Source organism: Duganella flavida (assembly GCF_009857445.1).
Classification (GTDB): Bacteria; Pseudomonadota; Gammaproteobacteria; order Burkholderiales; family Burkholderiaceae_D; genus Rugamonas; species Rugamonas flavida.
On record NZ_WWCN01000024.1, the window covers coordinates 16198 to 40430 of the forward strand.

Sequence of the window (24233 nt, forward strand, 5' to 3'; positions counted from 1 at the left end):
AATATGCCGATATGACAAAAGACCCAAATTCTTCAGATCAGCAGCATTTCAATGTGACTCTTTACTGCCATGAGCGTGGGCGGCTAGGGGACGGAAAACTGTCCTTTGGTGGAAATCGTCCGACGCAAGTGAATTTCAAAATGAGTGTCTCCGTTGTACTTGCCGATGGAGAGCAGATCGCCCTAATTCGGGCCGTGGCCGAGAATGGGAGAACTTATACGCTTTGTATTTGCAAATTTCACGGCTTTCGACTGTATGCTGAGTACTTGATTGAATCTGACATTGTAGCGCCTGAATTCGATCAAATTGTTGTGCGATATAGAGAGGTGTCGGAGTGGTTTCTTCACTGGCAAAAAATTCAGGGGCAGATTGGCGATAAATTAAACTGGGAGCAAAAATCGAAACCGCTCTCCGTGACCATATCGAGCAATGAAGAGCAGTTCACTCTATCCAGTGATTACTTCGGATCTGGCGACCGGGTTGGCGAAGACCTTATCGTTCATGAGCATGTTGAGTTCACGTTTGCAACGACTGGACGTAAATTCAATTTGCCAGATATCAGGGGCAAGACGCATGAGCTGTCCTGTTTGCTATCGATCCTGATTGCCTATCCAGCAACAGTGATGAGCGTATGGGTTGGCCTGAAAAATGGACATTTATCCCAAGTTCATTTTCCTGGCTACACGCACCCCGAGCGAGATGTGTCGGACTCCGGCTTTTGGATTAAATGGTTTATCCAGAAACCGAAAATCGAAGATAGGTGGCAGACAATTTTTGATCGCTATTACGGCTCGATTTATCGAAAGATATGCTGGGTCCGTTTAGCCGGCATGCAGAGGTATGAGGGATTTTGGGAGTACAAATCTCTGGGTTATGTTAGCCTCCTTGATCAATATGTAACGATCCGATCTGGCAATAGCAAGAAGACGATGGTTGCATCAGTTTCACGGAAGAAATTGACAGCATTCCGGCAAGAAGTTGCTTGCGCAATGCCGTCGCTCAGCGTAAGCGATGCCGACAGCATCTCAAAGGTAGCAGGCCGCGTATTCGTGGGTACGAAACAACTGACCTTTGGTGAAAAATATCGGGCAGCAATCGCGAAAACCGATAGGGATATTGTCAAGATCATCTCAATATCGGAGACAGACTTCCAGTTTATCAAGAAGATCCGCGATGCAATCGCGCACGGAGATGACCCAGGATTGGAGGGTGATGACTATTCAAAGGTCAGTGACGTCGTCGGGAAAATTGCGCTACTTCTAACCTACTGGGCTTTCTTGGATTTTGGTCTGACGACGGATGACTTCGTCGAATGCCTCAGCAGGACACACAGTTCCCTGAGATTCTCATGTATCTTGGATAGCGTACATCTGGCAAGAGTCTCTGGTACAGCGGATTTTTTCTCGGTGACTGCAGAAAAATTTGCAGTGTTATCGAAGTTGGGCGTTCGTAATTCTCTCTGCTTCGTGCGTGAAGCAAATGGCGAACTCAGTTTTTCAGAGTCCTATACAAAAATATACAAAGATTGGGAAAAAAATCCGTCGCCAAGTCCTGGTCTATTGCAACCAAAGGAAATTTTTGGAGTTGATAACAATGCTGCCAAATATTTCGGACACAGCTATATCGAATCCGGAGAAAATCGGCTGGAAGTTTTCTCTACGTGGATCATAAACCCATCATGATAAGTTCACGTTGTGAGCCGGCCCTGAGTGCATGGAAGTCTTTGCGCTAGTTTGCCTAAAGATGATTCCAACCAAGCCAGGCGTAGCGGTTACCCGATGTTGAAATTTCGCAGCACAGCAGCACTGTGCGCATTGTCGAGTGCGACTGCCAGCGTTGCGCCATTAGGTTCGATAAGGCTTCCAAGGTCCGCTGAGAAGAGCATGCAATCCAGCTCTTGAGCCATCTTACAGATAAGTGCCGGGAACTGTATTCCCTCATTACGGATGTCGAAGCGGACCACGATAGATGCCGACTTATCCGCCTCGAAAACCACGTCAACACGGCTTCCATTCTCTGGCCCAAATACAACCCAGTCTTCTACCATGGTCCACGGCGTGCCTAGATATTCGGTGAGCATTTGCTGTGCTTGGAGAAGAAGAGCTCCGGACAATAGTGGTGGTTGCCAGCCGTCGTTTACGGTGTTAGGGAGTTCATCAGTAGCATGGATCACATGCATGTCAACCTGCCAAATAGCCATCGCGTTCGCCAGCTTTCTACAAATTTTTCGGTGCTACCAGTCTAGCAATACTTGCAACCGATGCCAACCTATCACTCCGTCCCAAGAAGCTAACAGCACGCTCAACCGCCATGATCCGCTCAAGGCTCGCCGCAGCAAAGTACGTAAGTGAAATGCGCTTCAAGGATTAGCAGCTCTTTGGGGAACTCAACTAGTTTTTCAAGATTCACTCCGCCGCCGGTTTAAGCTGCACTGTTTTCCCGCTACGCGAATCAATACGTTCCACTGCTATAGACCGGAAAAATCCAATGCCCTGCATTCGAATCAAGAGCTCGGCGGCTTCGATGATGGGGCGTTGATGACCCGCTCGCGGGTCATCAACGGGAAACACGGGATTTGCGATGGCAAGCTCCATCAATGCCTTTCCCCACGATTCGCTTTTTCGCACATTGGTTATGCCGTGGTTCTTGGCCAACGCGATTAAGTCGTTGTTATTGTGAACAGTTGAAGCCAGCGCCAGCATCGCCGTTTTGGTTGAGGTCAGGTCGGCTCCAACAAGAGCGTTTTTTTGATACTCTTGGATTGCGATTTCAATTAGTTCAGGTGCTGAAAAATTGCCGCATTCGATGTCGGGATCACAAATAAAAAAGCGGCCATGAAACCGCTCATTTTCAGCAGCTTGGCGAAGTATGCGAATATACTCTTCGCGGTCCCCGTCAATGACCACTACGCTGAAGATTCCTGATTTCATGTCGGCCTCAAGAGACTCAACAAATGCGAGCCCCCTGCCGCGCCTCTCTGCGACGTTGCCACTTAAATTGACCAATTGGACGTGATCAAAACTGCCTGCAGCATGCGCAAGGGCACCGTATTCTGTATCGCCCTCAACATAGCACCGGACCTTGATGGCAAAATCAAGACCAAGCTGAGTCAAGTAGTCGCGCAATAGTCGGCGTGGCGCGTCAAACACACGTTCGTCACCGTACAACATCTTGCGAGCACCAGAGAACCACTGTCCAGGTCCAATTTCATCTTCTTCAGGCCATGCCTCTTCAAAGGCTCGCTCGGCCGATCGCCGGATACTTTCAGCCATCGCTAGGAAATGCATGGTGCCACCAAGTTTCCCTTTGAGCCTTTCACGCTCCCGCCAATTCATCAGGCGCAACAAGACATGAACAGATCGATTTTCGTCAAGCCTTTCAGCGGCAAACGCCAAGTCTGAACACATCTGATGGAGTACAGCCTTGCCAGTCGTGGCGAGCATTTCACTCAAAGTGGATTCAAAGCCATCTTCGAGTGGAGTTGAAATGGGCAGAGGTTCCGCGCCTCTGAAGATGACATCATAGGTAAGGGGTTCAGCGACTGACGCGGTCTCCGCAATTTGATTCCAATAGTGAAAGCGCTCACCGAATTCAATAGAGGACGTCCAGCGTTTGTGGTCCTCTAACGAATGTTGCGCGATGCGGAGTATGCCTGGCTCGTGCACCAGAAATTGTGTACTCGATGTGCCAATTTTTAGTGTCCGCTCGACGTGGTATAGCAAATAGACTCGGAAAGGATGGAACGCCAGCGAACTCTCCAGCGGGATACTGTCATGGTCCTCAAGTGCCGATCCATAGCCATTTGGACGATGTTCAATCCGGCGAAAATCGCAGTATGCATATTCGCTTTCCTCTCCGATGCCTTCCAGGCGCTCCAGTCCAGGGAATTCGATCGGTACGTCGCTTAGCACGAAATCGGCGCGAAGCAAACCAAGCTTCCAAAGCCCAGTGACCTCGGAGGCGGAAAACCAGCCTAGTCCAAGATCTTTGGCCAATTTCGCCAGCGCGTCGGGCGAAAGTAGGCGTCGTCTCCAGGTTTCGAATTTGAGGACGACTTCAACTCGAGCTCGCTCTAACGCAGATTCTTTCATAACGCCCGATCTTAGAAGAAGATACGAATACTTCGTTGTGCTGCACCATCTCTCGACGATGGTCGCTGCCGGAATAAAAGTAAAACTAGCTGCTAGTCCGAAGCGCCAGGGCTTTCGGCCGCCGGCATCTGCACCAGCATCCGCTCCAGCGAGCGCTGCCTTTCCTCATGCTGGGTCTGCGCGCCATGCTCGCTTAGCAGTGATTCGGCCAGCATGAAGCTGTAAAGCATGAAGGCGCGCGTGCGCGATTCCGGGATGTCGAAGCCTAGACCACTAAAGCACTGGGAAATGTAGGCAAGGCGCTTTCCATCGACCTCGTCGACGAAGTGGCGTGCCATCTCGTCGCGCCGTGCCCAGGCACGGATCGCCAGCTCGGTCGATGCACCTACTTTCGCCGACGAGCCATGAAAAGGCAGCATCAGTAGTTCGCGGATCAGCTCGCGTGGCTTGGTATTGCGGCGCTCGAAACGGTCGATGATCTGCTCCGTGGCCCGATCACGCCAGCTCACCAACAATTGGCGCAGCAAGTCCTCTCGGTCTTTGAAGTGCCAGTAGAAACTACCGCGCGTCACGCCCAGATCCTTCGACAGCGCGTCTACCCGAACGGCGTCGATGCTCTTATTGACCAGTACTTGGCCGGCGGCATGAATCCAGTCCTCAGGCGTTAGCTGGGTTTTGGCGGTGGACTTTGCGGCTGGTGCGGTGTCGGATTTAGGCATGGTCGAAGTGAAATTTTTCAATAAACACCATTTTACCGCTACATACATAACACCATGTCGTTTTGCTGAAAGTGGCGCGCGGCCGAGCCTTCACCTCCAGGACTCCGCACAAATTTGTTGACTTCGAGGGGACAGGTCAATACTATCTCCATACACATACGTATGTGTATGGTCTGAGGTGAGTCCAACGGCTGATACGCATTCACTCAACAACACAGCGATTCAGGCGGAAATATGGACAAACAATTCGAAGGCATGGGCAAGACACTTGTCGCGGCAGATCACCGCACTAACTACCACGAGGTCGGGCAAGGTAAGCCGCTGTTCCTGCTTCACGGCTCGGGACCTGGCGTATCGGGCTGGGGCAACTGGAAAGGCGTGATGAACGAGCTGGGCGAAGAGCTCCGCGTCATCGTGCCGGACATCGCCGGCTTCGGTTTCACCGAATTCAAGCAGGACAGCAAGTACGACATCAAGCTGTGGGTGCGCCACCTGATTGGCATCATGGACGCGCTGGGCATCAAAAAGGCCTCTTTTGTAGGCAATTCCTTCGGCGGCGCGCTGGCCATCGGCCTGGCGCTGTTCGACAAGGCCCGTGTCGATCGCATTGTGTTGCTCGGCACCCCTGCGGGCGAGTTTGAACAGACCCCAGGTCTGCGTTCTGCCGCTACCTACGAGCCGTCGATGGAAGCGATGGAAGCCGCCATGCGCTTGTTCCCTTACGACCAGTCCATCATCACGCCGGAAATGGTGCGTAGCCGCTACGAGGCCAGCGCACGTCCAGGTGCCCAGGATGCGCTCAAGCGCCTGATCCCTCAGCCCAATCCCGACGGCCCGACCATCGTCAAGGGCTTCCCAGTCGCTGCGGTGGCAGGTATCGAGGCGCCGACGCTGGTGCTGCACGGCCGCGAAGACCGTGTAGTGCCCGTGCAGTGTGGCCTGTTGCTGGCGCAGAGCATCCCTGGTGCCGACCTGCACCTGTTCGGTAAGTGTGGCCACTGGGTGCAAGTCGAACGCCGCGCGGACTTCCTGCGTCTGGTACGTGACTTTGTGGGGCAACCGGAATGAGCCGCAACCTGGTAGAGCGCGTGCTGTACCAGCTGTGCGTGGACCGGAGCGCCAAGCAGCGCTTTAAGGACGGTGCAGAGGACTTCCTGGCGCGCTTTGCGCTGACTGATGCTGAGCGTGAAATGGTGCTGGCGTTCGACGTTAAGGCGCTGCAGGCCTATGGCGTCAACTCCATGCTAACCATGGGATTTTGGCAAGAGCTGGCGCCACAGCGAGACATGCGCTCCTACATGAAACAGCTGCGCGACGTCGACAGCACCAGCGCGGTCTTCTCCGCCGGAATTAAAGGGTAAAGAATTATGGGAACTATCGTAGGCGCCTTCCTCGTACCGCATGACCCGGTAATGTACGTGGCACCAGATGCGCCCCCTGTGGAGAAGCGCGAGTCCGTGTACGCGGCTTTCCGTCTGTGCTCCGAGCGCTTGGCGGCGCTGAAGCCGACCACAGTCGTAATTATCGGCTGTGACCACTACATGCTGTTCGGACCGCAGTGCTTGCCCAGCTACTTGATCGCCGTCGGCGACATTGACGGCCCGATTGACCAACTGCCAGGCTTGCGTCGCACTGTGATGCAGAACAATGAGTCGTTGGCAGGGCACATCGCCGAGCACGGCAAGTCGCATGGCTTCGATTGGGCCGTAGGTCGTGCCTTCACTGTGGACCACGCAATCGCCATTCCGCAGCAGCTTCTTGTGGAACCGTTGCGGGCTGCTGGCATGGACGTCAAGACAATCCCCGTGTACCTGGCATGCTCGGTCGACCCCTACATAAAAATCAGGCGGGCTGCCGAGCTGGGCGCTCAAATTCGCCAGGCTGTGGTGGATTTCTCGGATGAGGAACGCGTGGTCGTTATCGGCAGCGGCGGCATCAGCCACTGGGTCGGGTCCGCTCTGATGGGGCGGGTCAACGAGACCTTCGACCGCGAAGTCATCGGATACGCGCTGGATGGCGATCTCGATGGGCTGTGCGGCCTGACCGACGAGTACATCCTCGAGAACGGCGGGGAGGGCGGTATGGAAATCCGCAATTTCGCTTGTGCTATGGGCGCCGTACCAAGTGCGCGCGGCGAATTGCTGGGCTACGAGGCCGTTCCTGAATGGGTGACTGGCCTGGGCTTTGTACAACTGCACGTGGAGTAATCAGCATGACCAAGAAGATTTTTTTAATCAAATCCGCCGACCTTCAGCCGGGCTGTACCCGCAAGGTTGAAACGGAAGGTGGCGACCTGGCTGTATTCAATCTGGGCGGCAAATTTTACGCTACCTCGAATATGTGCACCCATGCCACGGCGTCGTTAGCCGACGGCGAAATTGTGGGCGACGACTGCATTGCCTGCCCAGTGCATTTCGGTGAGTTCCACATACCGACCGGCCAGGCGTTGACCTTCCCATGCACGGTGGACCTGCGTACCTACAAGGTGATCGAGGAGGGCGAGGACATTTACGCCGACCTGGATGCCGAGTCGGAAGAAGCCGCATCCGCAATCTAGGAGAGAACACCATGTGCACCGACGAAAAAGTCATCAACTTCAAACGCCCGCGTCAGCAGGCGGCCCTTGAGGACCTGGACCAGTACATCAATATCGCCGAAGGTCGCATGTCGCGCAAGGTATTCTGGGAGCGAGACATCTACGAGCAGGAGCTGGAGAAAATCTTCTCGCGAGCTTGGCTGTTCCTGGGGCACACCTCGCAGATTCCTAAAGCCGGCGACTACGTAACGACCAGCATGGGCGAAGACGATGTCCTGGTCGTGCGCCAGAAAGATGGTGCCGTCAAGGCATTCCTCAATACTTGTCCGCATCGCGGTAACCGTCTGTGCTTCTCGGAAGTTGGCACCGCGCGCGGCTTCATCTGCAATTACCACGGCTGGAGCTTTGGCATTGACGGCGCGCTGCGCGGGATGCATGAGTCGGCGGCATACGAGGCCAGCGGCTTTGACAAGTCCAAGCACGGTCTGCACGAGGTCGCCCAGGTCGACAGCTACAAGGGCTTGATTTTCGGCACATTGGATCCGACCGCACCATCATTAAAAGAGTACTTGGGCGACTTCGCGTGGTATCTGGACACGCTGCTCGACATGGACGGTGAAGGAACAGAATTCATTGGCGGCTGCGTCAAGTCCGTCATGAAGTGCAACTGGAAATTCGGTGCTGAGAACTTCGTGGGCGACATCATGCATGCTGGTTGGACTCACGATTCTGCTGCCCAAGCAATGCTTGGCGGTTCGGTGGGTGAACTGGGCAAGGCCCCTGATTCCTACCACGTCAACGTCAACGGCCACGGCTGGGAATTCAATCTCGACAAGGTGGGCAACACCGCCACCTTCGGCGACAAGGAGGTGCGCAAGTACATCCACGAAATCCAGCCAAAGGTCGCCGAGCGCCTGGGCCACACTCGCTCCATGATGATTGGCTCCGTATCGTCGGCCACCATCTTCCCCAATATGTCCTTCTTGCCGGGTCAGAATACCTTCCGCGTGTGGCAACCGCGCGGTCCGGGTGAGATCGAGCTGCACACCTGGACGCTGGTCAACAAGAGCGCGCCAGACGACATCAAAGAGCGCTATCGCCGGGGCACTATGATCACCTTCTCGCCATCCGGTGTGTTTGAGATGGACGACGGTGAGAACTTCGAATATTCGACGCGCACCAATCGTGGCCGCGTCACGCGCGAGCAGGACCTGTTCCTGGGGCTGGGTATGGGCAGCAAAATCGACCACCCCGAATTCCCCGGCAACGTATTCCAGGGCCAGATTAATGAAGCCAATCAGCGCGCCTATTACCAGCGCTGGCTCGACTTCATGAAAGCCGAGTCCTGGGACGATTTGCCGCAACGCTGAGAGCAGAAATCATGACGACTACTACCACCGACATCGCGGGCCGCCGTGCCGTCGATGCCTACACGGCCTATGAGATTGAGACCTTCCTCAAGCGTGAAGCGCGTCTGCTCGATACCGAGCGCTACGACGACTGGCTGGCCATGCTGGCCGAAGACATCCACTACTGGATGCCTGCGATCGAAAGTCGGCGCCGCGCCAACAACGGCGGCGTGACCCACTTGCCTGGCCGGATGGCGTTCTTCGACGACTTCATGGAGCACCTCCAGAAGCGAGTGGCGCGCTTCAAGCAGCCTACTGCTTGGGCCGAGGATCCACCGACCCGTCATACGCACGTGGTTGGCAACGTGGAGGCGTATCCGGCTGAGTCCGAGGGCGAGTATGAGGTGTACTCAACCTTCGTCAACTATCGCAGCCGGGTGGAGACCGACAACGACATGTTGATTGGCCGGCGCACCGACATCATCCGCCGTACGCCGGACGGCTTGCGCCTTGCTCGCCGCAAGATCGTCATCACGCAAACCCTGTTGCAGGCCAAAAACCTCAACACTTTCCTTTGAGGCAGATATGGGCTGGTTAGACAACGATGTGGCACTGGTGACCGGCGGCGGCTCCGGCATCGGCCTGGCAGTGGTACGGCGCTTCTTGGCTGAGGGCGCGCGCGGCGTTGGCGTGTTGCTTCGCGACCAGCGCCAGGCGGGGGCGCTCCAAGAGGAGTTCGGCGAGCGGGTGTGTCCGGTGATTGGCGATGTGCGCGTCTACGCTGACCACGAGCGTGCGGTGAATGCAACCGTGGCTGCCTACGGCAAGCTCGATACGCTGGTCGGCAATGCAGGCGTCTGGGACTTCTTTTCCAGCCTGGTGAAGACCGAGCCGGATGCGTTAGCCGCATCGTTCGATGAAATATTCGACGTGAACGTCAAAGGCTACCTGCTGGCCGCGCGTGCCGCTGCGGCTGAACTGCGGAAAAGTAACGGCAGCATGATCTTCACGCTTTCCAATGCCAGTTTCTACGCGGGTGGTGGTGGGCCAGTATATGTGGCTTCCAAACATGCTGCCGTCGGCTTAATCAAGCAGCTTGCTTACGAGTTGGCACCCCATGTGAGGGTCAATGGCGTGGCGCCGGGCGGAACCGCCACGCCGCTGAAAGGTCCGGCTGCGCTAGGCAAACAGGATGCTCGGCTGTCGAATATCCCAGGCTTCGAACAGGCCGTAGCGGATGCCGTACCTCTGGCCTTCATGGCTCAGCCGGAAGACCATACCGGTCATTACGTGTTGCTGGCATCGCGCGCTAATTCTCGCGCAACCACGGCAGCCATTTTGCAAAGCGACGGCGGTTGGGAAGTGCGCGGGCGCCAGAAGAAATAACTATTCAATTCAAAGGAAATCCAAGTGAAACGAGACATCCTGAAAGAGCTCTTCCCAGCCGGCCGCTTGCCGCTCCTGGCGGCCCCCATGTTCCTGGTATCCGGTCCTGACCTGGCCGTCGCCTGCGCAAAGTCTGGCGTCATTGGCAGCTTCCCAGCGCCGAACGCGCGTAGCGTCGAGATTCTGGAGACCTGGCTGCAACAAGTCACGTCCGCACTCAGCGATTGCCGCGACGCGGCGCCTTGGGCGTTGAACATGATTGTGCACAGCACTTATGACCGCTTCGAGCGCGAGCTGGCGCTGGTCATGAAGTACCAGCCCAAAGTGGTTACCACCGCGTTGGGCAGCCCGAAGCGCGTGCTGGAGCATGTGCACAGCTATGGCGGCGTAGTGATGGCCGACGTGATTACCCCAGCTCTGGCTCGCAAGGCAGCTGACGCTGGCGTCGATGCGCTGATTCTGGTCACCCAGGGGGCGGGCGGTCATACCGGAAACTACAACCCATTCGCCTTTATCGCCGAAGTGCGCAAGTTCTGGCAGGGGCCGCTTGGCTTGGCCGGCTGCATCTCCAGTGGACGTGATGTGCGTGCCGCCCAGCTGATGGGCGTCGATTTCGCTGTCGCTGGCACTCGCTTCATTGCTACCGAAGAAAGCATGGCCGCGCCGGAGTACCGCCAGCTGCTGGTCGATAGCGATATCGAGGACCTGGTCGAGTCCAAGGCTGTGTCCGGTGTGCTGGGGAACTGGCTCAAGTCCACTATGGCTGCGGCCGGTGTCGATCCGGAAGGCGATGGCAAGGGGAAGCAGATCGACTTCTCGGGGGATATCAGCGCCGGCAAGAAGGCCTGGAAGGACATCTGGTCGGCAGGCCAAGGGCTGGGCACCATCGAGCGCGTCGCGCCAGTGCACGAAGTTGTTGCAGCTCTGCGCAATGAGTACCTCGAGGTGCTCCGCTCGGAGCAGGCATTTGTCAATGAAGCTTTGAACCAAGGAGCGCTGGCATGAGCCCGACCGTAATACAGCAAGCGGCCGATGCGCTGTGGCATGCCCGTGCCACCAAAACCACCATACCGCGTGTGTCGGAAACCTTCGGGATCTCCACCGCAGCCGACGCTTACGCCGTGTCGGCCCTGAACGTCGCACGTGCAGTGGCGCGTGGCGCCAAGATTTCCGGGAAAAAGATTGGTCTAACCTCCACAGCAGTCCAACAGCAACTCGGCGTAGACCAGCCCGACTACGGCGTGCTGCTGGCAAATATGGAATACCTGTCTGGCGCCACTTTGCCCACTGGTCGGCTTATCCAGCCTAAGGCCGAGGGCGAAATCGCGTTCGTCGTAGGGCGCGACCTGCCACAGGAACAGCTTACCTGGTCCCAGTTCCTGCATGGGCTGGAGTACGCACTGCCAGCAATCGAAATCGTCGACAGTGCGATCAACGACTGGAAGATTACGCTGGTCGACACCGTTGCTGACAACGCCTCCTGTGGCATGTATGTGCTGGGCTTGGAGCCGCGCCGTATAGGCGATGTGGATCTGGCCGGCGCCGCGCTGGACTTGCGTAAGAACGGCGTGACAGGGGCGGTCGGTGCCGGTGTGGCCTGCTTGGGCAACCCCTTGCTGGCCGCCTACTGGCTTGCTAAGACCATGGCCGCCGCCGGCCAGCCATTGTTAGCAGGCGACGTCGTCATGTCCGGAGCGCTGGGACCGATGGTGCCAATCGTCGCAGGAGACCGAATTGAAGTGGAAATCAGCGGCTTCGGCCGAGTCAACTGCACGCTAGCCTAAATATCGGTAGTTCTGAGCAAACGGAGACAAAAGTGAAAAACACAATGAGGCTGGCGAAATTATCATGGATATGAAAAGCATGAAGCCGGCGACCGCACTGGGACTAGCGCTGGCGCTGCCCGATATTGAGCGCGTTGATCTTGGCAGCGGCAGCTTCGTGCTGCGTTCGCGTACCCAACTACGGCCACATGTGCGCTGCGTTGGCGACTGGCTCGAACGCTGGGCACACGATACCCCAGATACCGTCTTCTTGGCCGAGCGCGACGCAAGTGGCGAAGCCTGGCGGCGTCTGACGTATTGGGAAGTGCTGCAGAGCGTGGGGGGCATCGCTCAAGCGCTACTGAATATGGGGCTGAGCAGTGCCGCGCCGGTGGTGATTTTGTCAGACAACAGCGTTGACGCTGCGTTGCTGAAATTGGCGGCCATGCATGTTGGCATTCCAGTAGCAATCCTGTCGTCAGCCTATACGCGCAGCACCAAGGATCATAGCAAGTTGTTTGGTCTGCTACGCCTGCTTGGGCCGGGGCTGATGTACGCGTCGGACGGCACCATCTATGGAAATGCGATGCGCGCCGCAGAAATCCGCTGCCCGCTGGTGTTCTCCGCAAATGCCGATGGCATGGGCATGGATTTCGGGCGGCTGCAATCCGTGCAGGAGACTGCCGAAGTGGCCAATGCATTCGCGCGCGTGACGCCCGATACGCACGCCAAATACTTGCTGACGTCTGGTTCCACGGGCGCACCGAAGGCTGTCATTAATACTCACCGCATGCTTTGCGCCAATCAGGAGGCGATTGCGCAGGTATGGCCATTCATTGAAGAGAAGCCTCCGGTGCTGCTGGACTGGCTACCGTGGAGTCACACCTTTGGCGCAAATCATAACTTCAATATGATCTTGCGCAACGGCGGCACGCTGTACATTGATGACGGCCGTCCGGTTCCTGGCATGATTGAGAAGTCGGTACGCAACCTGATGTCGGTGAAGCCGACACTCTATATGAACGTGCCCAAGGGCTTCGACGCCATGCTGCCCATGCTGGAGCAGGACGTCGAACTGGCCGCGCATCTGTTCTCGAATTTGGACGCTATCTTCTTCGCTGCCGCTGCCTTGCCAAAGCAAACATCGGAACGACTGAAGGCGCTGGCGAACAAACTCTGTGTGCGCCCTATGTTCTTCACCTCCGCGTGGGGTGCTACCGAAACTTCGCCACTGGTGACCAGCGTCCACTTCCAGACCGACCATTCGGCCAACATCGGCCTTCCTGTGCCTGGAATGGAGCTGAAATTCGTTCCCAACGGCGACAAGCTCGAAATGAGAGTACGTGGCACCGGGGTCTTTCCAGGCTACCGTGGCGCGCCCGACCTGACTACCAAGGCTTTCGACGCCGAAGGCTACTACCTGATCGGCGATGCTGGCCGGCTGGTCGATCCGGATGATCCCAACGCAGGCGTTCTGTTCGATGGCCGTGTGTCCGAGGACTTCAAACTCACCACAGGCACCTGGGTTTCGGTGGGTACATTGCGTGTCGCGGCAGTAGGCGCCTTGTCGCCCCTGGTGCAAGACGCGGTGGTAACCGGCCACGGACGCGACGAGCTGGGGCTGCTGCTGTTCCCGTCACCTGCTATGCGCAGGCTGGCCGGCGACCAGGACGGAAACATGCCTGGTGAGCTGCTGGCGGGCCACCCCGCTGTGCGTGAACACATTGCGCAAGGGTTGGCGACTATGAACCAGGGTAAGGGTTCGGCATCTTCCGCCATGCGTGCAGCGATTTTGTCCGAACAGCCCGACCTGGGGCGGGGCGAGACCACCGATAAAGGCTATATCAACCAGCGCGCGGTGCTGGAACTGCGCGCGCATGAAGTGGAACGGTTGTACGGCGACGGCCCATCCGTTATCCGCCCGGCACACGCAGGGCAATCCTGAACATCACACGAACGAGGAAGCGGTATGGTTAAGAAAATCAAAGTTGCCATCATCGGCTCTGGAAACATCGGAACCGACTTGATGATTAAGGTGCTGCGCCACGGCGAGCATCTGGAAATGGGCGCCATGGTCGGCATCGACCCGGCATCGGACGGTCTGGCCCGCGCGGCGCGTATGGGCGTGGCAATTACTCATGAAGGCGTGGAAGGGCTTACGCGCTTGCCGGTGTTCGAGGACATAGACATCGTGTTCGACGCCACCAGCGCATCAGCCCACGTGCGCAACGACAAGTTCCTTCGTGAGCTGCGCCCTGACATCCGCCTGGTCGACCTGACGCCGGCTGCGATTGGTCCCTACTGTGTTCCGGTGGTGAACCTGGATGACCATGTGAAAGCGCTGAACGTCAACATGGTCACCTGCGGCGGCCAAGCCACCATACCCATCGTCGCTGCGGTGTCGCGTGTGGCTAAAGTCCACTACGGCGAAATCATTGCCTCTATCTCGAGTAAGTCGGCCGGTCCTGGTACTCGCGCCAATATCGACGAATTCACCGAAACCACCTCGATGGCAATCGAAGCAGTAGGCGGCGCCACCAAGGGCAAGGCCATCATCGTACTGAACCCGGCCGAGCCGCCGCTGATTATGCGCGATACGGTCTACTGCCTCTCGGACCTGGCCGATGAAACTGCTATAGCTGCGTCCATCGAGCAGACCGTCGCAGCAGTGCGCAGCTACGTGCCAGGCTACCGCCTGAAGCAGCAAGTGCAGTTCGACCGCATCAGCCCAGACTCGCCGATTAACATCCCTGGCGTTGGAAGTCGCATGAGCGGTTTGAAAACCTCGGTGTTCCTGGAAGTGGAGGGCGCCGCCCACTATCTGCCAGCCTACGCAGGCAACCTGGACATCATGACCTCGGCCGCCAAGGCCTGTGCCGAGCGCATGGCACAAGACATCCTGGCAGCCCGCAGCATTCAATCCGGAGTAGCAGCATGAAAAAGATATATATTTCCGATGTGACCCTGCGCGACGGCTCCCATGCCATCCGTCACCAGTACAGCGTGGCTCAGGTCCAGCAGATCGCCAAGGCATTGGACGAGGCCAAGGTCGACTCCATCGAAGTCGCCCACGGCGACGGACTGCGCGGCTCCAGCTTCAACTACGGCTTCGGCGCGCACACCGATCTGGAATGGATCGAGGCCGTGGCCGGCGTGGTCAAGCACTCCAAGGTCACCACTTTGCTCTTACCAGGTATCGGCACCATCCATGACCTGCGCCAGGCGTACGATGCTGGTGCGCGTATCGTGCGGGTGGCTACGCACTGCACCGAGGCCGATATTTCTAAGCAGCACATCGAATACGCACGCAACCTCGGCATGGAAGCTGTCGGCTTCCTGATGATGAGCCACATGACTACCCCACAGCACCTGGCCGAACAAGCCAAGCTGATGGAAAGCTACGGCGCCACATGCTGCTACGTTGTCGATTCCGGCGGCGCACTGGGCATGAACGACGTGCGCGATCGCTTCCGCGCATTCAAGGATGTGCTCAAGTCTGAGACTCAGACTGGCATCCATGCACACCATAACTTGAGTCTGGGCGTGGCCAATTCCATCGTCGCAGTGGAAGAGGGCTGCGACCGTGTCGATGCTAGCTTGGCTGGTATGGGCGCTGGCGCCGGCAACGCGCCGCTGGAAGTGTTCATCGCAGCTGCTGACCGCCTCGGCTGGGACCACGGCTGCGACCTGTACAAGTTGATGGACGCTGCGGACGATCTGGTCCGCCCGCTGCAGGACCGGCCGGTGCGGGTTGACCGCGAAACGCTGGCGCTGGGCTACGCGGGCGTGTATTCGAGCTTCCTGCGCCATGCCGAAGTGGCTGCAGGAAAATATGGCTTGAAGGCTGTCGATATCTTGGTCGAGCTGGGCCGTCGCCGCATGGTGGGCGGCCAAGAGGACATGATTGTGGACGTGGCGCTGGATCTGCTGCGGCAGGGCGTCGCGAAATCGACTGCGACTGGTACGGCGGGCTGAATTATGAGCGAGTACACCCTGACATTCGCACCAAATGGCGCGATGGTTCAATGCTCCCCGGGGAGTAGCCTGCTTGATTCTGCGCTGGCAGCTGGCTACTTCCCTCGCCATAGTTGCCGACGCGGGGAATGTAATGCTTGCGAAGCTCGGGTGCTGAGCGGTGAAGTGGCTTACCCGGAAGGTTTTAAACCCGAGGGTGTGAGAGATGGCCATATCCTAACCTGTCAAGCTCGCGCATGCAGCGACCTGGTCGTCGAGGCGCAGGAAGTCTCTGCCACACCGGGACAACGCGTAGTACAAACAGGTGCCAGGGTGGTAGACGTCACGCGAGTCAGTGGAGACGTTACAGCTGTACGACTGCAAGTATCTCCTGGAACTGGCTTCGCCTTTGAGGCGGGCCAGTATGTCGATGTCGTTCTGCGTGATGGCGAACGCAGGAGCTACTCGATGGCAAACGCGCCAGACGCAGAAGGCATCATTGAGTGGCACGTGCGCGCACTTCCGCAGGGGCGCTTCTCGAATCATGTCTACCAGAAGCTCAAACCACGCGACATGCTTCGCATTGAAGGACCATTCGGCTCCTTCATGCTGCAGCCTACCGAAGCGCCCATCATCCTGGTAGCGTCTGGAACTGGCTTCGCGCCTATTTGCGCAATGCTGAAAGCCCACGGTGAGCGCATTGCGCAGCGAGGTGCGGTGCTGTATTGGGGCGGCTACCGACTGACCGACCTGTATGCGCTAGATGAGATTGAAGTGCTATTGCAACGCTACCCTGGCTTGCGTTTCGTGCCAGTGCTGTCGGGCCCAGAGGCGGGGTGGGAGGGGCGCACTGGCTTCGTGCACGAGGCTGTGGCGCAGGACCACTTGGATCTGTCAGCGCATGAAGTGTACGCCTGTGGCAATCCGTTGATGGTAGACGCGGCGCGGCAAGTATTCGTTCGCGACAACGGTCTGAACGAGCACAACTTCTTCAGCGACGCCTTCATCACGCGTCGCCTCTCCAGCCAGGAGATGGACCATAACTCTCCGGAGCCAAAGGCTTCCTCTCAGGGACAAGTCGAGCGGGTATAGTCGGCACCGCAAATTCCAGACCAAGCCCAACGGGCTGAGCTCTATGCATTTCGGAGCTCAGCCCTCGGCTGCCTTAAAATACAATAGCTCAGGTTTCGTCTGTCGGCGGCTACAATCTGAGTTGGCGCGTTCGCCCTATCCGTTAACAACGGCGATCATGCGGTTGTCACGCCTTCGAGCTGCAGGATTACTCGACGTCATCGAAAACAAGAAAGAAAGCCAATGAGAGACTGGAATCCCGAGAAAGTGTTGAGATCGCATGTCCGAAGCGCGGCTAAGCTTTGGCGAAAAGATGGCGGCTACTTAAATTTCAAGAATTCGACAAAATATGATGTCATTATTGATGGAAAGCCATACCCACCGAAGGCGATTTCGAGCATAGCCCATTTCCTGGCGACGAACAAAATTCTTCGGGCCGATGAATTTGTTGGTTCTAAAGAAGGGATATGGCATCGCCGTCTCAAGGACCTCGATTTTCAAATTCTATCGAAAGGAGAGCATGCGGATTTTTCTGAGCAAGTATCCTTGAGTTTGAAATTGCCACGTGCGACTCTTCAGCGAAAAGCTGCGATGGCCGCTAAACAGGCTCCTGCGAAAGTTCAAGTCCAAGTTACACGATACGTTCGTAGTCCGCATGTGGTTGCGGAACGCCTTCTAAGGGCGAATGGATATTGTGAGAGATGCCGGAAGCCTGCTCCGTTTAAGCGACTACGAGACAAAAAACCTTATCTTGAAGTCCACCATATTCAGTTGCTTTCGCAAGGAGGTCTTGATAGCGTAGAGAATACGCAGGCTCTCTGCCCCAACTGCCACAGCGAAGTACATGACCGACTGCGTATTGAAGGCTATGTCGAGTAAATTCAAGTTGCCTCCAGGGGCACGGTGCTTAAAGACCGTCTGACCAATTTTACGTTGTCAATTCAAGTGTTCGTGCTGCCTCTCGGACTGGTGCCTGGGGCGGCACTTCCATTTTCACAGTTGTGCCTTGACCCTCGCTCGCTTCAATGGCGATGGTCCCTCCGAGCACCCCGGTGACGATGTTGTAGACGATGTTCATACCCAGCCCTGTTCCCCCCTGACCCATCTTGGTAGTGAAAAACGGGTCGAATACACGGCGCAGCACGGCTTCCGACATGCCTGCTCCGTCGTCGCTGAATTTGATCTCAATCTGGCCATTAGTATCCATATGGGCGCTGATCGCAATGGCACCTTGGGTGCAGCCGGTGAATGCGTGGGCGAGCGCGTTGTTAATCAGGTTGCTAAAAACCTGATAAAGGCTACCCGGGTACGAATCCATCACTAGTCCTTCTGGAACGACCAGGCTGGCTTTGCAATTGGCCCGCCGCAGTCTTGGCGCAAATGTCGCCAGCGTATCCTCGATCACGGCGAGCAGGTCAAACCGGCGGCGCTGATCGTTTGTCTGGTCGACCGCCACCTGCTTGAATGCTGTAATCAGCCCGGCAGCACGTTCGAGCGATCGCGTGATGAGCGTGCTGGCCATGTGGATCTCCTTGACGTGTGCTTCTAGCAGCGAGCGCCGAAGGCTGCCATCGACAACTTGGCCTTCAAGCTCGACGAGGCGGTCAGCCAAAGTGGTGGCAGCCAATAGGCTGTTGCCAATCGGCGTATTGAGTTCATGCGCAACGCCTGCCACAAGCGAACCGAGCGACGCCATCTTCTCGGCCGAGATCAGGTCTTGCTGCGCACGCTTTAGGGTAACGAGCGCCTGCGACAATTCCACGTTGGCTGCTACCAGCTCGGCCGAGCGCTCCTGCACCCGCGACTCCAGTGTTACGTTTAGTTCGTGTAGCGCGCGCTTGGCATCAAGTTCCTCTGTCAGGTCGAGGAGGGCCCAGATCACTGCTGGTGAATCGTCAAGCGTGACTGAAGACGACCAGATTGCGACTTCACCCTGGCGCCCGGACAGCAGCTTCACCTTGGCGGTCTCGCCTTGGACTACGCCATCGCGCGCGAAGATGTCCCAAATTCGGGCACGTTCATCGGGATTCGCCCAGAATTCGATCTCCGAGCTGCGCTTGCCGATCAACTCAGTGGCCGACTTACCAAGCACGCGCGATAGCGTCAGATTGCTCGCAAGGGTTACTCCGTCGCCGTCGGTGACGATTAACGAAACTGGCGCGGTGTCGAACAGCACGCGAAATCGCACTTCCGACTCACCAAGCCTACGCTCGGCCTGATCCAGGTCGGCGATCCGCTGGCGTAGCGCAGAACTCATGGTGTTGAGTGAGCGCGAGAAAAAGTCGATTTCATCGTCGCCGCGCTCGGGTAGGCGTGCTTCGAAGTCGCCGTGAGCGAGCCGCACGGACTGCCTGGTCAGTGCCGTAAGCCGACGACCTAGGCTGGCCGAGAACGCATAACATATCAGTAGCCCCAGTCCCAGGCTGGCCAGAGCGATCAGCCCCCCTTGCTGCAACACTAGTGCTTGTGCGGCGGACAAATCTGCAGTGGAGACGCCAAAGTACATCGTCCCGACTTGATTGTCTTCCAACAGCAATGGCGCGCGAGCGTGCAGCACATCGTGGTCCAGCGTGCTTTGCACGCCGCCCATCTCGCTTACATCAGCTCCTGCAAACAAGGCATCCAAACTTGCCGGTTGCTGTCCCACGCTTAGTAACGCACGTCCGTTCGGGCCGAGGACGACGACATAACGAGCGAAGCTGTCGCGGGGATCCTTCAGCATCTCCTTCAGATAGGTGGTTAACTCTGGGAGCCGGCCCGTGCTCGCATAGGGTGTAAGTGATAGGTTCAGCGTTACCGCGTACTCATGGGCGACGCGGTATGCGTTCTTGCTCACTGCATCATCCATCAGGCGTAAGCTGTTCGCAAGCAGCAGTCCGACTACTACGGCCTGGCCGGCACCGGAAATAAGCAGGAATTTGACCCGTAACGACAACTTCATGCATGGACCTCCATAGCCTAAGGCAGAGTCAAGATAACCTTGACCGTGTCGTCGACGTCCGATTTTTCGATGTAGCCGATGGCCTTTGGATCAGCGGCGACCGCTCTCTTGACCTCAGCGCTGTTAGCGTATTGCTTGGGCGGTGTGGCCTTGCCCGTAAAGACCAACTTGGCCCAGATAGCCTTGACTTGGCCGGCATCCATATCAGCAATCTTCCGATAGAAATCGGCGCGGATGGCCGCGCTCTCCGGTTGGTCGACGGCCCTGAATATCGACGATTTTCCAAGGAAAAACTGGGCTGCCTGATCGGAAAACATACGCGTAGCCGGGTTTTTCTGGTTGACGATGACTACCGTTTCGGCGGCAGTTAGCGGCGCAGCTGTGGCCAACGCGGCTGTGATCGTTGCACAAATGAGCTGGTTCATCGCGGCCTCATCAGAAGACGAAATCGAGCGTGACGCCCACAACAGTGACAGAGTTTTTTAGGCCAGTAGCAGGTCCGTAGATCAGCGAGCCAGATTTGGCAGTTGGCTTGACTCGGTCGACCTGCACCTTGAGCGCGACCGATCGGGCGAAGTCCCAGCGCACACCTAGCGCATCCGAGTTCTGGGCCGACGAGGTGAGCACGCTGCGTACAGCGGTTGAAAGGCTGCCGCTGGTCGGGAAGCTCGCCGGCAATGTAACCGAGGACCCCGCACCCTTGTATTCAGCGTGGCTGTAGTACAGCAGGACTTCGCCCATGCGGTAGCCGAACATTGCGTACCATGCGTTAGTATCGGGGACGTAGGCAGGATCTTTGGCGCGGCGCCGCCCGTACTCGCCCTGCACAACGATGTTGTGCCATTTTCCTGTTAAACCCACGGCTGTGAATGTGAGCCTCTTACCGGAGAGGATAGACATGTCCTTTCCAAGTTGGCCGAAGCCTGCGGTCGTTAGTGAGCTTACGAGGTTGTTAATCGGGCCGATGTCGTTGCTCGTCATCCTTGCCTGAAGGTGCGAAAGGCGCAGTGTCACAGGGCCCATTTCGGCACCAAGAGCCAAGGCCATGGTGGGCGCGCGATAGGTCGCCGTGGCCGCCGTACCTGGTAGGAATAGCTTGCCACGACTGACTCCGGCGAGGCCTTGCGCGCTCAGGTTCCAGTTATCGAACGCATGCTGGTAGTTGAAGTCGACGCCGTCACCCGACTCGATCGGTGCTTGAACATACATCTCGATGGGCGGCCGCATTAGGGTGTTTGCGTAACCGACGTTTTGGTAGTCGGAGATGAGGAAAGTCGGCAAGCCCATGCGGCCCACGCGCACATTTAGTTCGTCGTTGATTTTTACTTGGACGAATGCCCAAGTGAGGTCCGTCGTAAAGCTTGGGCTAGTGGCTTTGCGAGTGAGCACCTGGGTCGTGGCCGACCATGTGTCGTTGAATTCGTAGTCTACTTGCAGGCCAAGATTGCTATCTAGGCCGAATTTGGCCGTGTCCGCCACGCCTTCGGCTTGATTGCTGCGGACGAACCGCGCTTCATTTGTGTCACTGCGAGCCGCGCCGATGGTGCCGAAGCCGCTTACAGTGAGCCCGTCAGTTTCAGCCTGCGCGAATGCCGAACAGGCACTTGCAAATGAGAGCGCGATGAGCTTCTTCATCTTTCGGTTACCGATCAAAGTTGCGCGTCAATCCTTGCTGGAAGATTCAGGCCCAAATCCCCGGTCATGACGCTAGGGAGAGGGAATCGCTCGCGATTGACATTTCACGGCTGCAAAGGGATGTCAGTCCCATTTAGAGTCGTTCTTCATGCAAAACATGGCCATCGCCAGCATCAGCGGGCATGCGGCGCAGCTTAGTCGTGAGTGGTCTGCGCGGATCATCCGTGCACCACTTTTTCTCGAATCGATGGCTTCCCGCGCTGCACTTTCGTCTTGCGTTGGCTGTGATGATGCGATACTGTTTCGTATCGTATTATAGCGAGGTCCGTTGCTTCCATCAACGCGTCACTTGTTTATCACTAGGGTTTGTGCTGAAACGGCCTCTTTTTAGGCGGCGTTTAGAAGAAATTGCGTGAAATTGAGGATTTCTATTGAGAGGCCGAATGGTACTAGGGCTGACATGGCACCTGTATCCTGACAGTGTGTGCATGAAAAGGGCGGCGACGCAGCGGGGGCTGTTTTTGTCGCTACTGCTGGCAACTAGCGGCGCCAGAGCAGTCGAGGTCACTATGGCCTTCGGCGACAATCTGCCGCCCTATATCTTGGCCACCAGTGACGCTGGCATTGAGGTAGAAATCGTGCGCGCTGCGCTGGCCTATCGGGGGCATGTGTTACATGCCAGGTATCAGCCAATGGGCCGAATTCCGGTCTCCTTCATTTCAGGCGAAGTCAACGCCATCATGATGGACGTCGGCGTCGACATGGCCCCCCACGGAGGTTTTTATGGCAAGCCGCCGGTTCTGTATGACAATGTGTTTTACACGCTAAAGTCGCGCAACCTGATCATCAGTAAGCCTGACGATTTGAAAGGCCATAGCATTATGGCTTTCATCGGTGCGGCGAAGCGCTATCCCGTTTGGCTTGCGGCGCTTAACCACGTGCCTGGCTATGTAGAGCGAAACAACCAAGCGGTCCAGCCGGCGCTGCTGACGCTGGGCCGCTACGAAGTGATTCTGAGCGACCGCTTAATCTTCCAGTACTACACTCAGTTGTACCAACGGGCCAACCCGGGCTTCGTGATGCCACCGCTCGACGAGCACACGTTCACCCACGCCAATCCGCGAGACTATCGGCCGGTATTTCGCGACGCCACTGTGCGCGACGACTTCAACGCCGGCTTGGTCCATCTACATAAGACTGGGCTTGATCGCGCCATCCAGGATCGCTACCTGAAGAACTAGGCACGCTAAATGGATTTGCTAAAAGCGCGAGAGAGCAATAGGGCGGAATTGCCTCTTTCTACCTGCGCCAAAGTCCTCATCCATTTCTAATAGTCGATTCGATCATGCAATACCGCGCCACGATAAGATGGAATGTAGACGGAACCATACATCTTGAGCGTTTTCAGATTTCTCGGAATAAAATCTCCCAACAATTGTTCCTTTAGCCCCTCAATCCATTCAATCGCGTGCTCAAGCTGCTCATCTGAATAAATAATTTCGAGATCCAAGGTGCGTACTTCAAGCACTGTCCGTCTCAACGCCCAAATTCGCTCGATCGGTGGAGGATGAGTTTTGGCTGGGCGTGACGAAGGGTCCACACACTCGGCTATTGCGTAAAAAATCTCCAGCCCAAGGAAAAACCACGTTGCTGCAAATAGCCTCTCCGCGACCTGCAGGTCGCTTAGCTGCGGATCTAGTAAAGCCCCCGCGTCCGCAGCTAGCTCCTGATTCTGCTTGGGCGTGTAGTACTGGAAGCGCTCTTGAACATCAAAAGGAACGACTCCCAACGGCGGAGCGCCAAGTAATTTTCTTTTAAGATGCCCCAGCAAAAGGTGAGCATATTCATGGCCAATCACAAACTGAATCTGATCATCGACGAGATTGGACACGTGCTGGTCGAGCTCCGATGGTAGATCACCTCGCGGATCGATATCAAAATCCAGTGTCTCCTTTAGCAACATCGTTCGCACGGAGATCATCAACGTGGCAAGGTAGTCGTCCACCTGCAGGGTCTGTTGCCCGAACAAGAATGCGTTCATGTAGTACAGGTAGTGACGAAGCGATTCCGATACAACGATGATATCTCCAGCTTCCGAACGCATACACGCGCCATTCGGTTCACGCAAGAACGCCATTCCGGCTGGCACCTTACGACACGTGGCACGCTTCTCGGGAGGGAGAACATTTAAGTAGCGATTGAAGTCGTCGCGCTCAAAGTGTGCGGTGAGCGACCAATTCTCCTTGCTCTTTTCCCGCCGGCTTAAGAACACCTTCTTCAAACGCGGGCTATCCGCAATTGCATCAGCTCGAAGCATAAGCAGATGATCTTCCGCAGTAGTCGGATTTTGAATTCTCCTGATTTCTTCCGCAGTACAAACTGGATAGTGGATTCTTAATTCTGGACGTATCCACTCAACCTCCGACTTTGAAAAAACAGAATGTAAGTGAATACCAAATGTCTCCCCGAAGTATGTACGCCTCAAGACTTCCTCCCTGTTCAGGGAAGTAGCGAGTGCCGCCTCAAACTCGGCTCGCATGCGATCAAAGCCCTCAGGGTCTTTTTCTCTTCTAAGGGTCTCAAAATTGATTATTTCATTTTCAGGGTCCAGGCCAAACCTATCCCGAAGAACGGCTCTAATCTCGTCAATTAATGGATCTTTTTGTCTAGCCATAATTCTCTAAAATGAAGAAATGCATACGAATGTTGGGTAATTTCAACAAAGCTCGGTTGCCAGATTCACGAGTAGGTCTGTACCACTTTTTGAACATGCCAATAGCTCTTAGGG

Annotated in this window: 23 protein-coding genes; 16 read left to right on the forward strand and 7 right to left on the reverse strand. The window is 56.4% G+C overall.

Going from position 1 to position 24233, the window contains the following annotated elements:
- Window positions 1-11: 11 nt before the first annotated feature.
- A complete protein-coding gene (locus GTP46_RS26725; protein ID WP_161009678.1) occupies window positions 12-1682 on the forward strand; it encodes a HEPN domain-containing protein in 1671 nt (556 codons plus the stop codon).
- A gap of 89 nt (window positions 1683-1771) precedes the next feature.
- Here the strand turns inward: GTP46_RS26725 and GTP46_RS26730 are convergent, their stop codons facing one another.
- The 3 genes from GTP46_RS26730 to GTP46_RS26740 all read right to left on the reverse strand — a co-directional run bounded on the left by GTP46_RS26730 (window position 1772) and on the right by GTP46_RS26740 (window position 4810).
- Entirely contained in the window at window positions 1772-2200 is a 429-nt protein-coding gene (locus GTP46_RS26730) for a hypothetical protein (RefSeq protein WP_161009679.1), read from the reverse strand.
- Window positions 2201-2405: 205 nt separating this feature from the next.
- Entirely contained in the window at window positions 2406-4091 is a 1686-nt protein-coding gene (locus tag GTP46_RS26735; protein WP_161009680.1) for a hypothetical protein, read from the reverse strand.
- Between the two features lie 92 nt (window positions 4092-4183).
- Window positions 4184-4810, reverse strand: coding sequence for a TetR/AcrR family transcriptional regulator (locus tag GTP46_RS26740; RefSeq protein ID WP_202414451.1), 627 nt, complete (start codon window positions 4808-4810; stop codon window positions 4184-4186).
- A gap of 234 nt (window positions 4811-5044) precedes the next feature.
- On the opposite strand from GTP46_RS26740, the gene GTP46_RS26745 reads away from it, so the two are divergent.
- The 14 genes from GTP46_RS26745 (at window position 5045) to GTP46_RS26810 (ending at window position 17748) form a co-directional block, all read left to right on the forward strand.
- Window positions 5045-5878: an alpha/beta fold hydrolase gene (locus tag GTP46_RS26745; RefSeq protein WP_161009682.1), complete on the forward strand. Its 834-nt coding sequence runs from the start codon at window positions 5045-5047 to the stop codon at window positions 5876-5878.
- On the forward strand, window positions 5875-6171 hold the full coding sequence (locus GTP46_RS26750) for an extradiol ring-cleavage dioxygenase (RefSeq protein WP_161009683.1): 297 nt from the start codon (window positions 5875-5877) through the stop codon (window positions 6169-6171). The genes GTP46_RS26745 and GTP46_RS26750 overlap by 4 nt, the downstream gene beginning before the upstream one ends.
- Before the next feature lie 6 nt (window positions 6172-6177).
- The gene (locus GTP46_RS26755; protein ID WP_161009684.1) at window positions 6178-7017 is read left to right on the forward strand and encodes a DODA-type extradiol aromatic ring-opening family dioxygenase; all 840 of its coding nucleotides are present in this window, start codon (window positions 6178-6180) and stop codon (window positions 7015-7017) included.
- A gap of 5 nt (window positions 7018-7022) precedes the next feature.
- The gene (locus GTP46_RS26760; protein WP_161009685.1) at window positions 7023-7367 is read left to right on the forward strand and encodes a non-heme iron oxygenase ferredoxin subunit; all 345 of its coding nucleotides are present in this window, start codon (window positions 7023-7025) and stop codon (window positions 7365-7367) included.
- A gap of 11 nt (window positions 7368-7378) precedes the next feature.
- Complete coding sequence (locus tag GTP46_RS26765) at window positions 7379-8716, forward strand: aromatic ring-hydroxylating dioxygenase subunit alpha (protein ID WP_161009686.1); 1338 nt, start codon at window positions 7379-7381, stop codon at window positions 8714-8716.
- 11 nt (window positions 8717-8727) lie between these two features.
- Entirely contained in the window at window positions 8728-9273 is a 546-nt protein-coding gene (locus GTP46_RS26770; RefSeq protein ID WP_161009687.1) for a 3-phenylpropionate/cinnamic acid dioxygenase subunit beta, read from the forward strand.
- 7 nt (window positions 9274-9280) lie between these two features.
- Window positions 9281-10081 (forward strand): 3-(cis-5,6-dihydroxycyclohexa-1,3-dien-1-yl)propanoate dehydrogenase, encoded by an 801-nt coding sequence (gene hcaB / locus GTP46_RS26775; protein WP_161009688.1) that lies wholly within the window; start codon window positions 9281-9283, stop codon window positions 10079-10081.
- Between the two features lie 24 nt (window positions 10082-10105).
- Entirely contained in the window at window positions 10106-11086 is a 981-nt protein-coding gene (locus GTP46_RS26780) for an NAD(P)H-dependent flavin oxidoreductase (RefSeq protein WP_202414452.1), read from the forward strand.
- Window positions 11083-11865 carry a 2-keto-4-pentenoate hydratase gene (locus tag GTP46_RS26785; RefSeq protein WP_161009689.1) on the forward strand — a complete coding sequence of 261 codons (783 nt, stop codon included), beginning with the start codon at window positions 11083-11085 and terminating at the stop codon, window positions 11863-11865. The genes GTP46_RS26780 and GTP46_RS26785 overlap by 4 nt, the downstream gene beginning before the upstream one ends.
- A gap of 64 nt (window positions 11866-11929) precedes the next feature.
- Window positions 11930-13789 (forward strand): feruloyl-CoA synthase, encoded by a 1860-nt coding sequence (locus GTP46_RS26790; RefSeq protein ID WP_308495454.1) that lies wholly within the window; start codon window positions 11930-11932, stop codon window positions 13787-13789.
- 24 nt (window positions 13790-13813) lie between these two features.
- The gene (locus GTP46_RS26795) at window positions 13814-14782 is read left to right on the forward strand and encodes an acetaldehyde dehydrogenase (acetylating) (protein ID WP_161009690.1); all 969 of its coding nucleotides are present in this window, start codon (window positions 13814-13816) and stop codon (window positions 14780-14782) included.
- Window positions 14779-15819 (forward strand): 4-hydroxy-2-oxovalerate aldolase, encoded by a 1041-nt coding sequence (gene dmpG / locus GTP46_RS26800; protein ID WP_161009691.1) that lies wholly within the window; start codon window positions 14779-14781, stop codon window positions 15817-15819. Before GTP46_RS26795 ends, dmpG begins: the two co-directional genes overlap by 4 nt.
- A gap of 42 nt (window positions 15820-15861) precedes the next feature.
- Window positions 15862-16890, forward strand: a complete 1029-nt coding sequence (locus tag GTP46_RS30510; RefSeq protein ID WP_161009741.1) for an FAD-binding oxidoreductase — start codon at window positions 15862-15864, stop codon at window positions 16888-16890.
- Between the two features lie 222 nt (window positions 16891-17112).
- Window positions 17113-17748 (forward strand): HNH endonuclease, encoded by a 636-nt coding sequence (locus tag GTP46_RS26810; protein WP_161009692.1) that lies wholly within the window; start codon window positions 17113-17115, stop codon window positions 17746-17748.
- A gap of 49 nt (window positions 17749-17797) precedes the next feature.
- Here the strand turns inward: GTP46_RS26810 and GTP46_RS26815 are convergent, their stop codons facing one another.
- The 3 genes from GTP46_RS26815 to GTP46_RS26825 are packed head-to-tail and all read right to left on the reverse strand — an operon-like array spanning window position 17798 to window position 21445.
- The gene (locus GTP46_RS26815) at window positions 17798-19810 is read right to left on the reverse strand and encodes an ATP-binding protein (RefSeq protein WP_161009693.1); all 2013 of its coding nucleotides are present in this window, start codon (window positions 19808-19810) and stop codon (window positions 17798-17800) included.
- 17 nt (window positions 19811-19827) lie between these two features.
- A complete protein-coding gene (locus GTP46_RS26820; RefSeq protein WP_161009694.1) occupies window positions 19828-20235 on the reverse strand; it encodes a type 2 periplasmic-binding domain-containing protein in 408 nt (135 codons plus the stop codon).
- A 10-nt stretch (window positions 20236-20245) separates the two neighbouring features.
- A complete protein-coding gene (locus GTP46_RS26825) occupies window positions 20246-21445 on the reverse strand; it encodes a porin (protein ID WP_161009695.1) in 1200 nt (399 codons plus the stop codon).
- 569 nt (window positions 21446-22014) lie between these two features.
- Here GTP46_RS26825 and GTP46_RS26830 point away from each other — a divergent pair.
- On the forward strand, window positions 22015-22686 hold the full coding sequence (locus GTP46_RS26830; RefSeq protein ID WP_229259112.1) for a substrate-binding periplasmic protein: 672 nt from the start codon (window positions 22015-22017) through the stop codon (window positions 22684-22686).
- A gap of 86 nt (window positions 22687-22772) precedes the next feature.
- On the opposite strand, the gene GTP46_RS26835 is transcribed toward GTP46_RS26830, so the two are convergent.
- Complete coding sequence (locus GTP46_RS26835; protein ID WP_161009697.1) at window positions 22773-24119, reverse strand: M48 family metalloprotease; 1347 nt, start codon at window positions 24117-24119, stop codon at window positions 22773-22775.
- Window positions 24120-24233 lie beyond the last annotated feature (114 nt).

What these genes read in the sequence shown, in the direction of transcription:
- GTP46_RS26725 (WP_161009678.1), top strand. Translation starts at nt 12, where the DNA reads ATGACAAAAGACCCAAATTCTTCAGATCAGCAGCATTTCAATGTGACT.
- GTP46_RS26730 (WP_161009679.1), bottom strand. Translation starts at nt 2,200, where the DNA reads ATGGCTATTTGGCAGGTTGACATGCATGTGATCCATGCTACTGATGAA.
- GTP46_RS26735 (WP_161009680.1), bottom strand. Translation starts at nt 4,091, where the DNA reads ATGAAAGAATCTGCGTTAGAGCGAGCTCGAGTTGAAGTCGTCCTCAAA.
- GTP46_RS26740 (WP_202414451.1), bottom strand. Translation starts at nt 4,810, where the DNA reads ATGCCTAAATCCGACACCGCACCAGCCGCAAAGTCCACCGCCAAAACC.
- GTP46_RS26745 (WP_161009682.1), top strand. Translation starts at nt 5,045, where the DNA reads ATGGACAAACAATTCGAAGGCATGGGCAAGACACTTGTCGCGGCAGAT.
- GTP46_RS26750 (WP_161009683.1), top strand. Translation starts at nt 5,875, where the DNA reads ATGAGCCGCAACCTGGTAGAGCGCGTGCTGTACCAGCTGTGCGTGGAC.
- GTP46_RS26755 (WP_161009684.1), top strand. Translation starts at nt 6,178, where the DNA reads ATGGGAACTATCGTAGGCGCCTTCCTCGTACCGCATGACCCGGTAATG.
- GTP46_RS26760 (WP_161009685.1), top strand. Translation starts at nt 7,023, where the DNA reads ATGACCAAGAAGATTTTTTTAATCAAATCCGCCGACCTTCAGCCGGGC.
- GTP46_RS26765 (WP_161009686.1), top strand. Translation starts at nt 7,379, where the DNA reads ATGTGCACCGACGAAAAAGTCATCAACTTCAAACGCCCGCGTCAGCAG.
- GTP46_RS26770 (WP_161009687.1), top strand. Translation starts at nt 8,728, where the DNA reads ATGACGACTACTACCACCGACATCGCGGGCCGCCGTGCCGTCGATGCC.
- hcaB (WP_161009688.1), top strand. Translation starts at nt 9,281, where the DNA reads ATGGGCTGGTTAGACAACGATGTGGCACTGGTGACCGGCGGCGGCTCC.
- GTP46_RS26785 (WP_161009689.1), top strand. Translation starts at nt 11,083, where the DNA reads ATGAGCCCGACCGTAATACAGCAAGCGGCCGATGCGCTGTGGCATGCC.
- GTP46_RS26790 (WP_308495454.1), top strand. Translation starts at nt 11,930, where the DNA reads ATGGATATGAAAAGCATGAAGCCGGCGACCGCACTGGGACTAGCGCTG.
- GTP46_RS26795 (WP_161009690.1), top strand. Translation starts at nt 13,814, where the DNA reads ATGGTTAAGAAAATCAAAGTTGCCATCATCGGCTCTGGAAACATCGGA.
- dmpG (WP_161009691.1), top strand. Translation starts at nt 14,779, where the DNA reads ATGAAAAAGATATATATTTCCGATGTGACCCTGCGCGACGGCTCCCAT.
- GTP46_RS30510 (WP_161009741.1), top strand. Translation starts at nt 15,862, where the DNA reads ATGGTTCAATGCTCCCCGGGGAGTAGCCTGCTTGATTCTGCGCTGGCA.
- GTP46_RS26810 (WP_161009692.1), top strand. Translation starts at nt 17,113, where the DNA reads ATGAGAGACTGGAATCCCGAGAAAGTGTTGAGATCGCATGTCCGAAGC.
- GTP46_RS26815 (WP_161009693.1), bottom strand. Translation starts at nt 19,810, where the DNA reads ATGAAGTTGTCGTTACGGGTCAAATTCCTGCTTATTTCCGGTGCCGGC.
- GTP46_RS26820 (WP_161009694.1), bottom strand. Translation starts at nt 20,235, where the DNA reads ATGAACCAGCTCATTTGTGCAACGATCACAGCCGCGTTGGCCACAGCT.
- GTP46_RS26825 (WP_161009695.1), bottom strand. Translation starts at nt 21,445, where the DNA reads ATGAAGAAGCTCATCGCGCTCTCATTTGCAAGTGCCTGTTCGGCATTC.
- GTP46_RS26830 (WP_229259112.1), top strand. Translation starts at nt 22,015, where the DNA reads ATGGCCTTCGGCGACAATCTGCCGCCCTATATCTTGGCCACCAGTGAC.
- GTP46_RS26835 (WP_161009697.1), bottom strand. Translation starts at nt 24,119, where the DNA reads ATGGCTAGACAAAAAGATCCATTAATTGACGAGATTAGAGCCGTTCTT.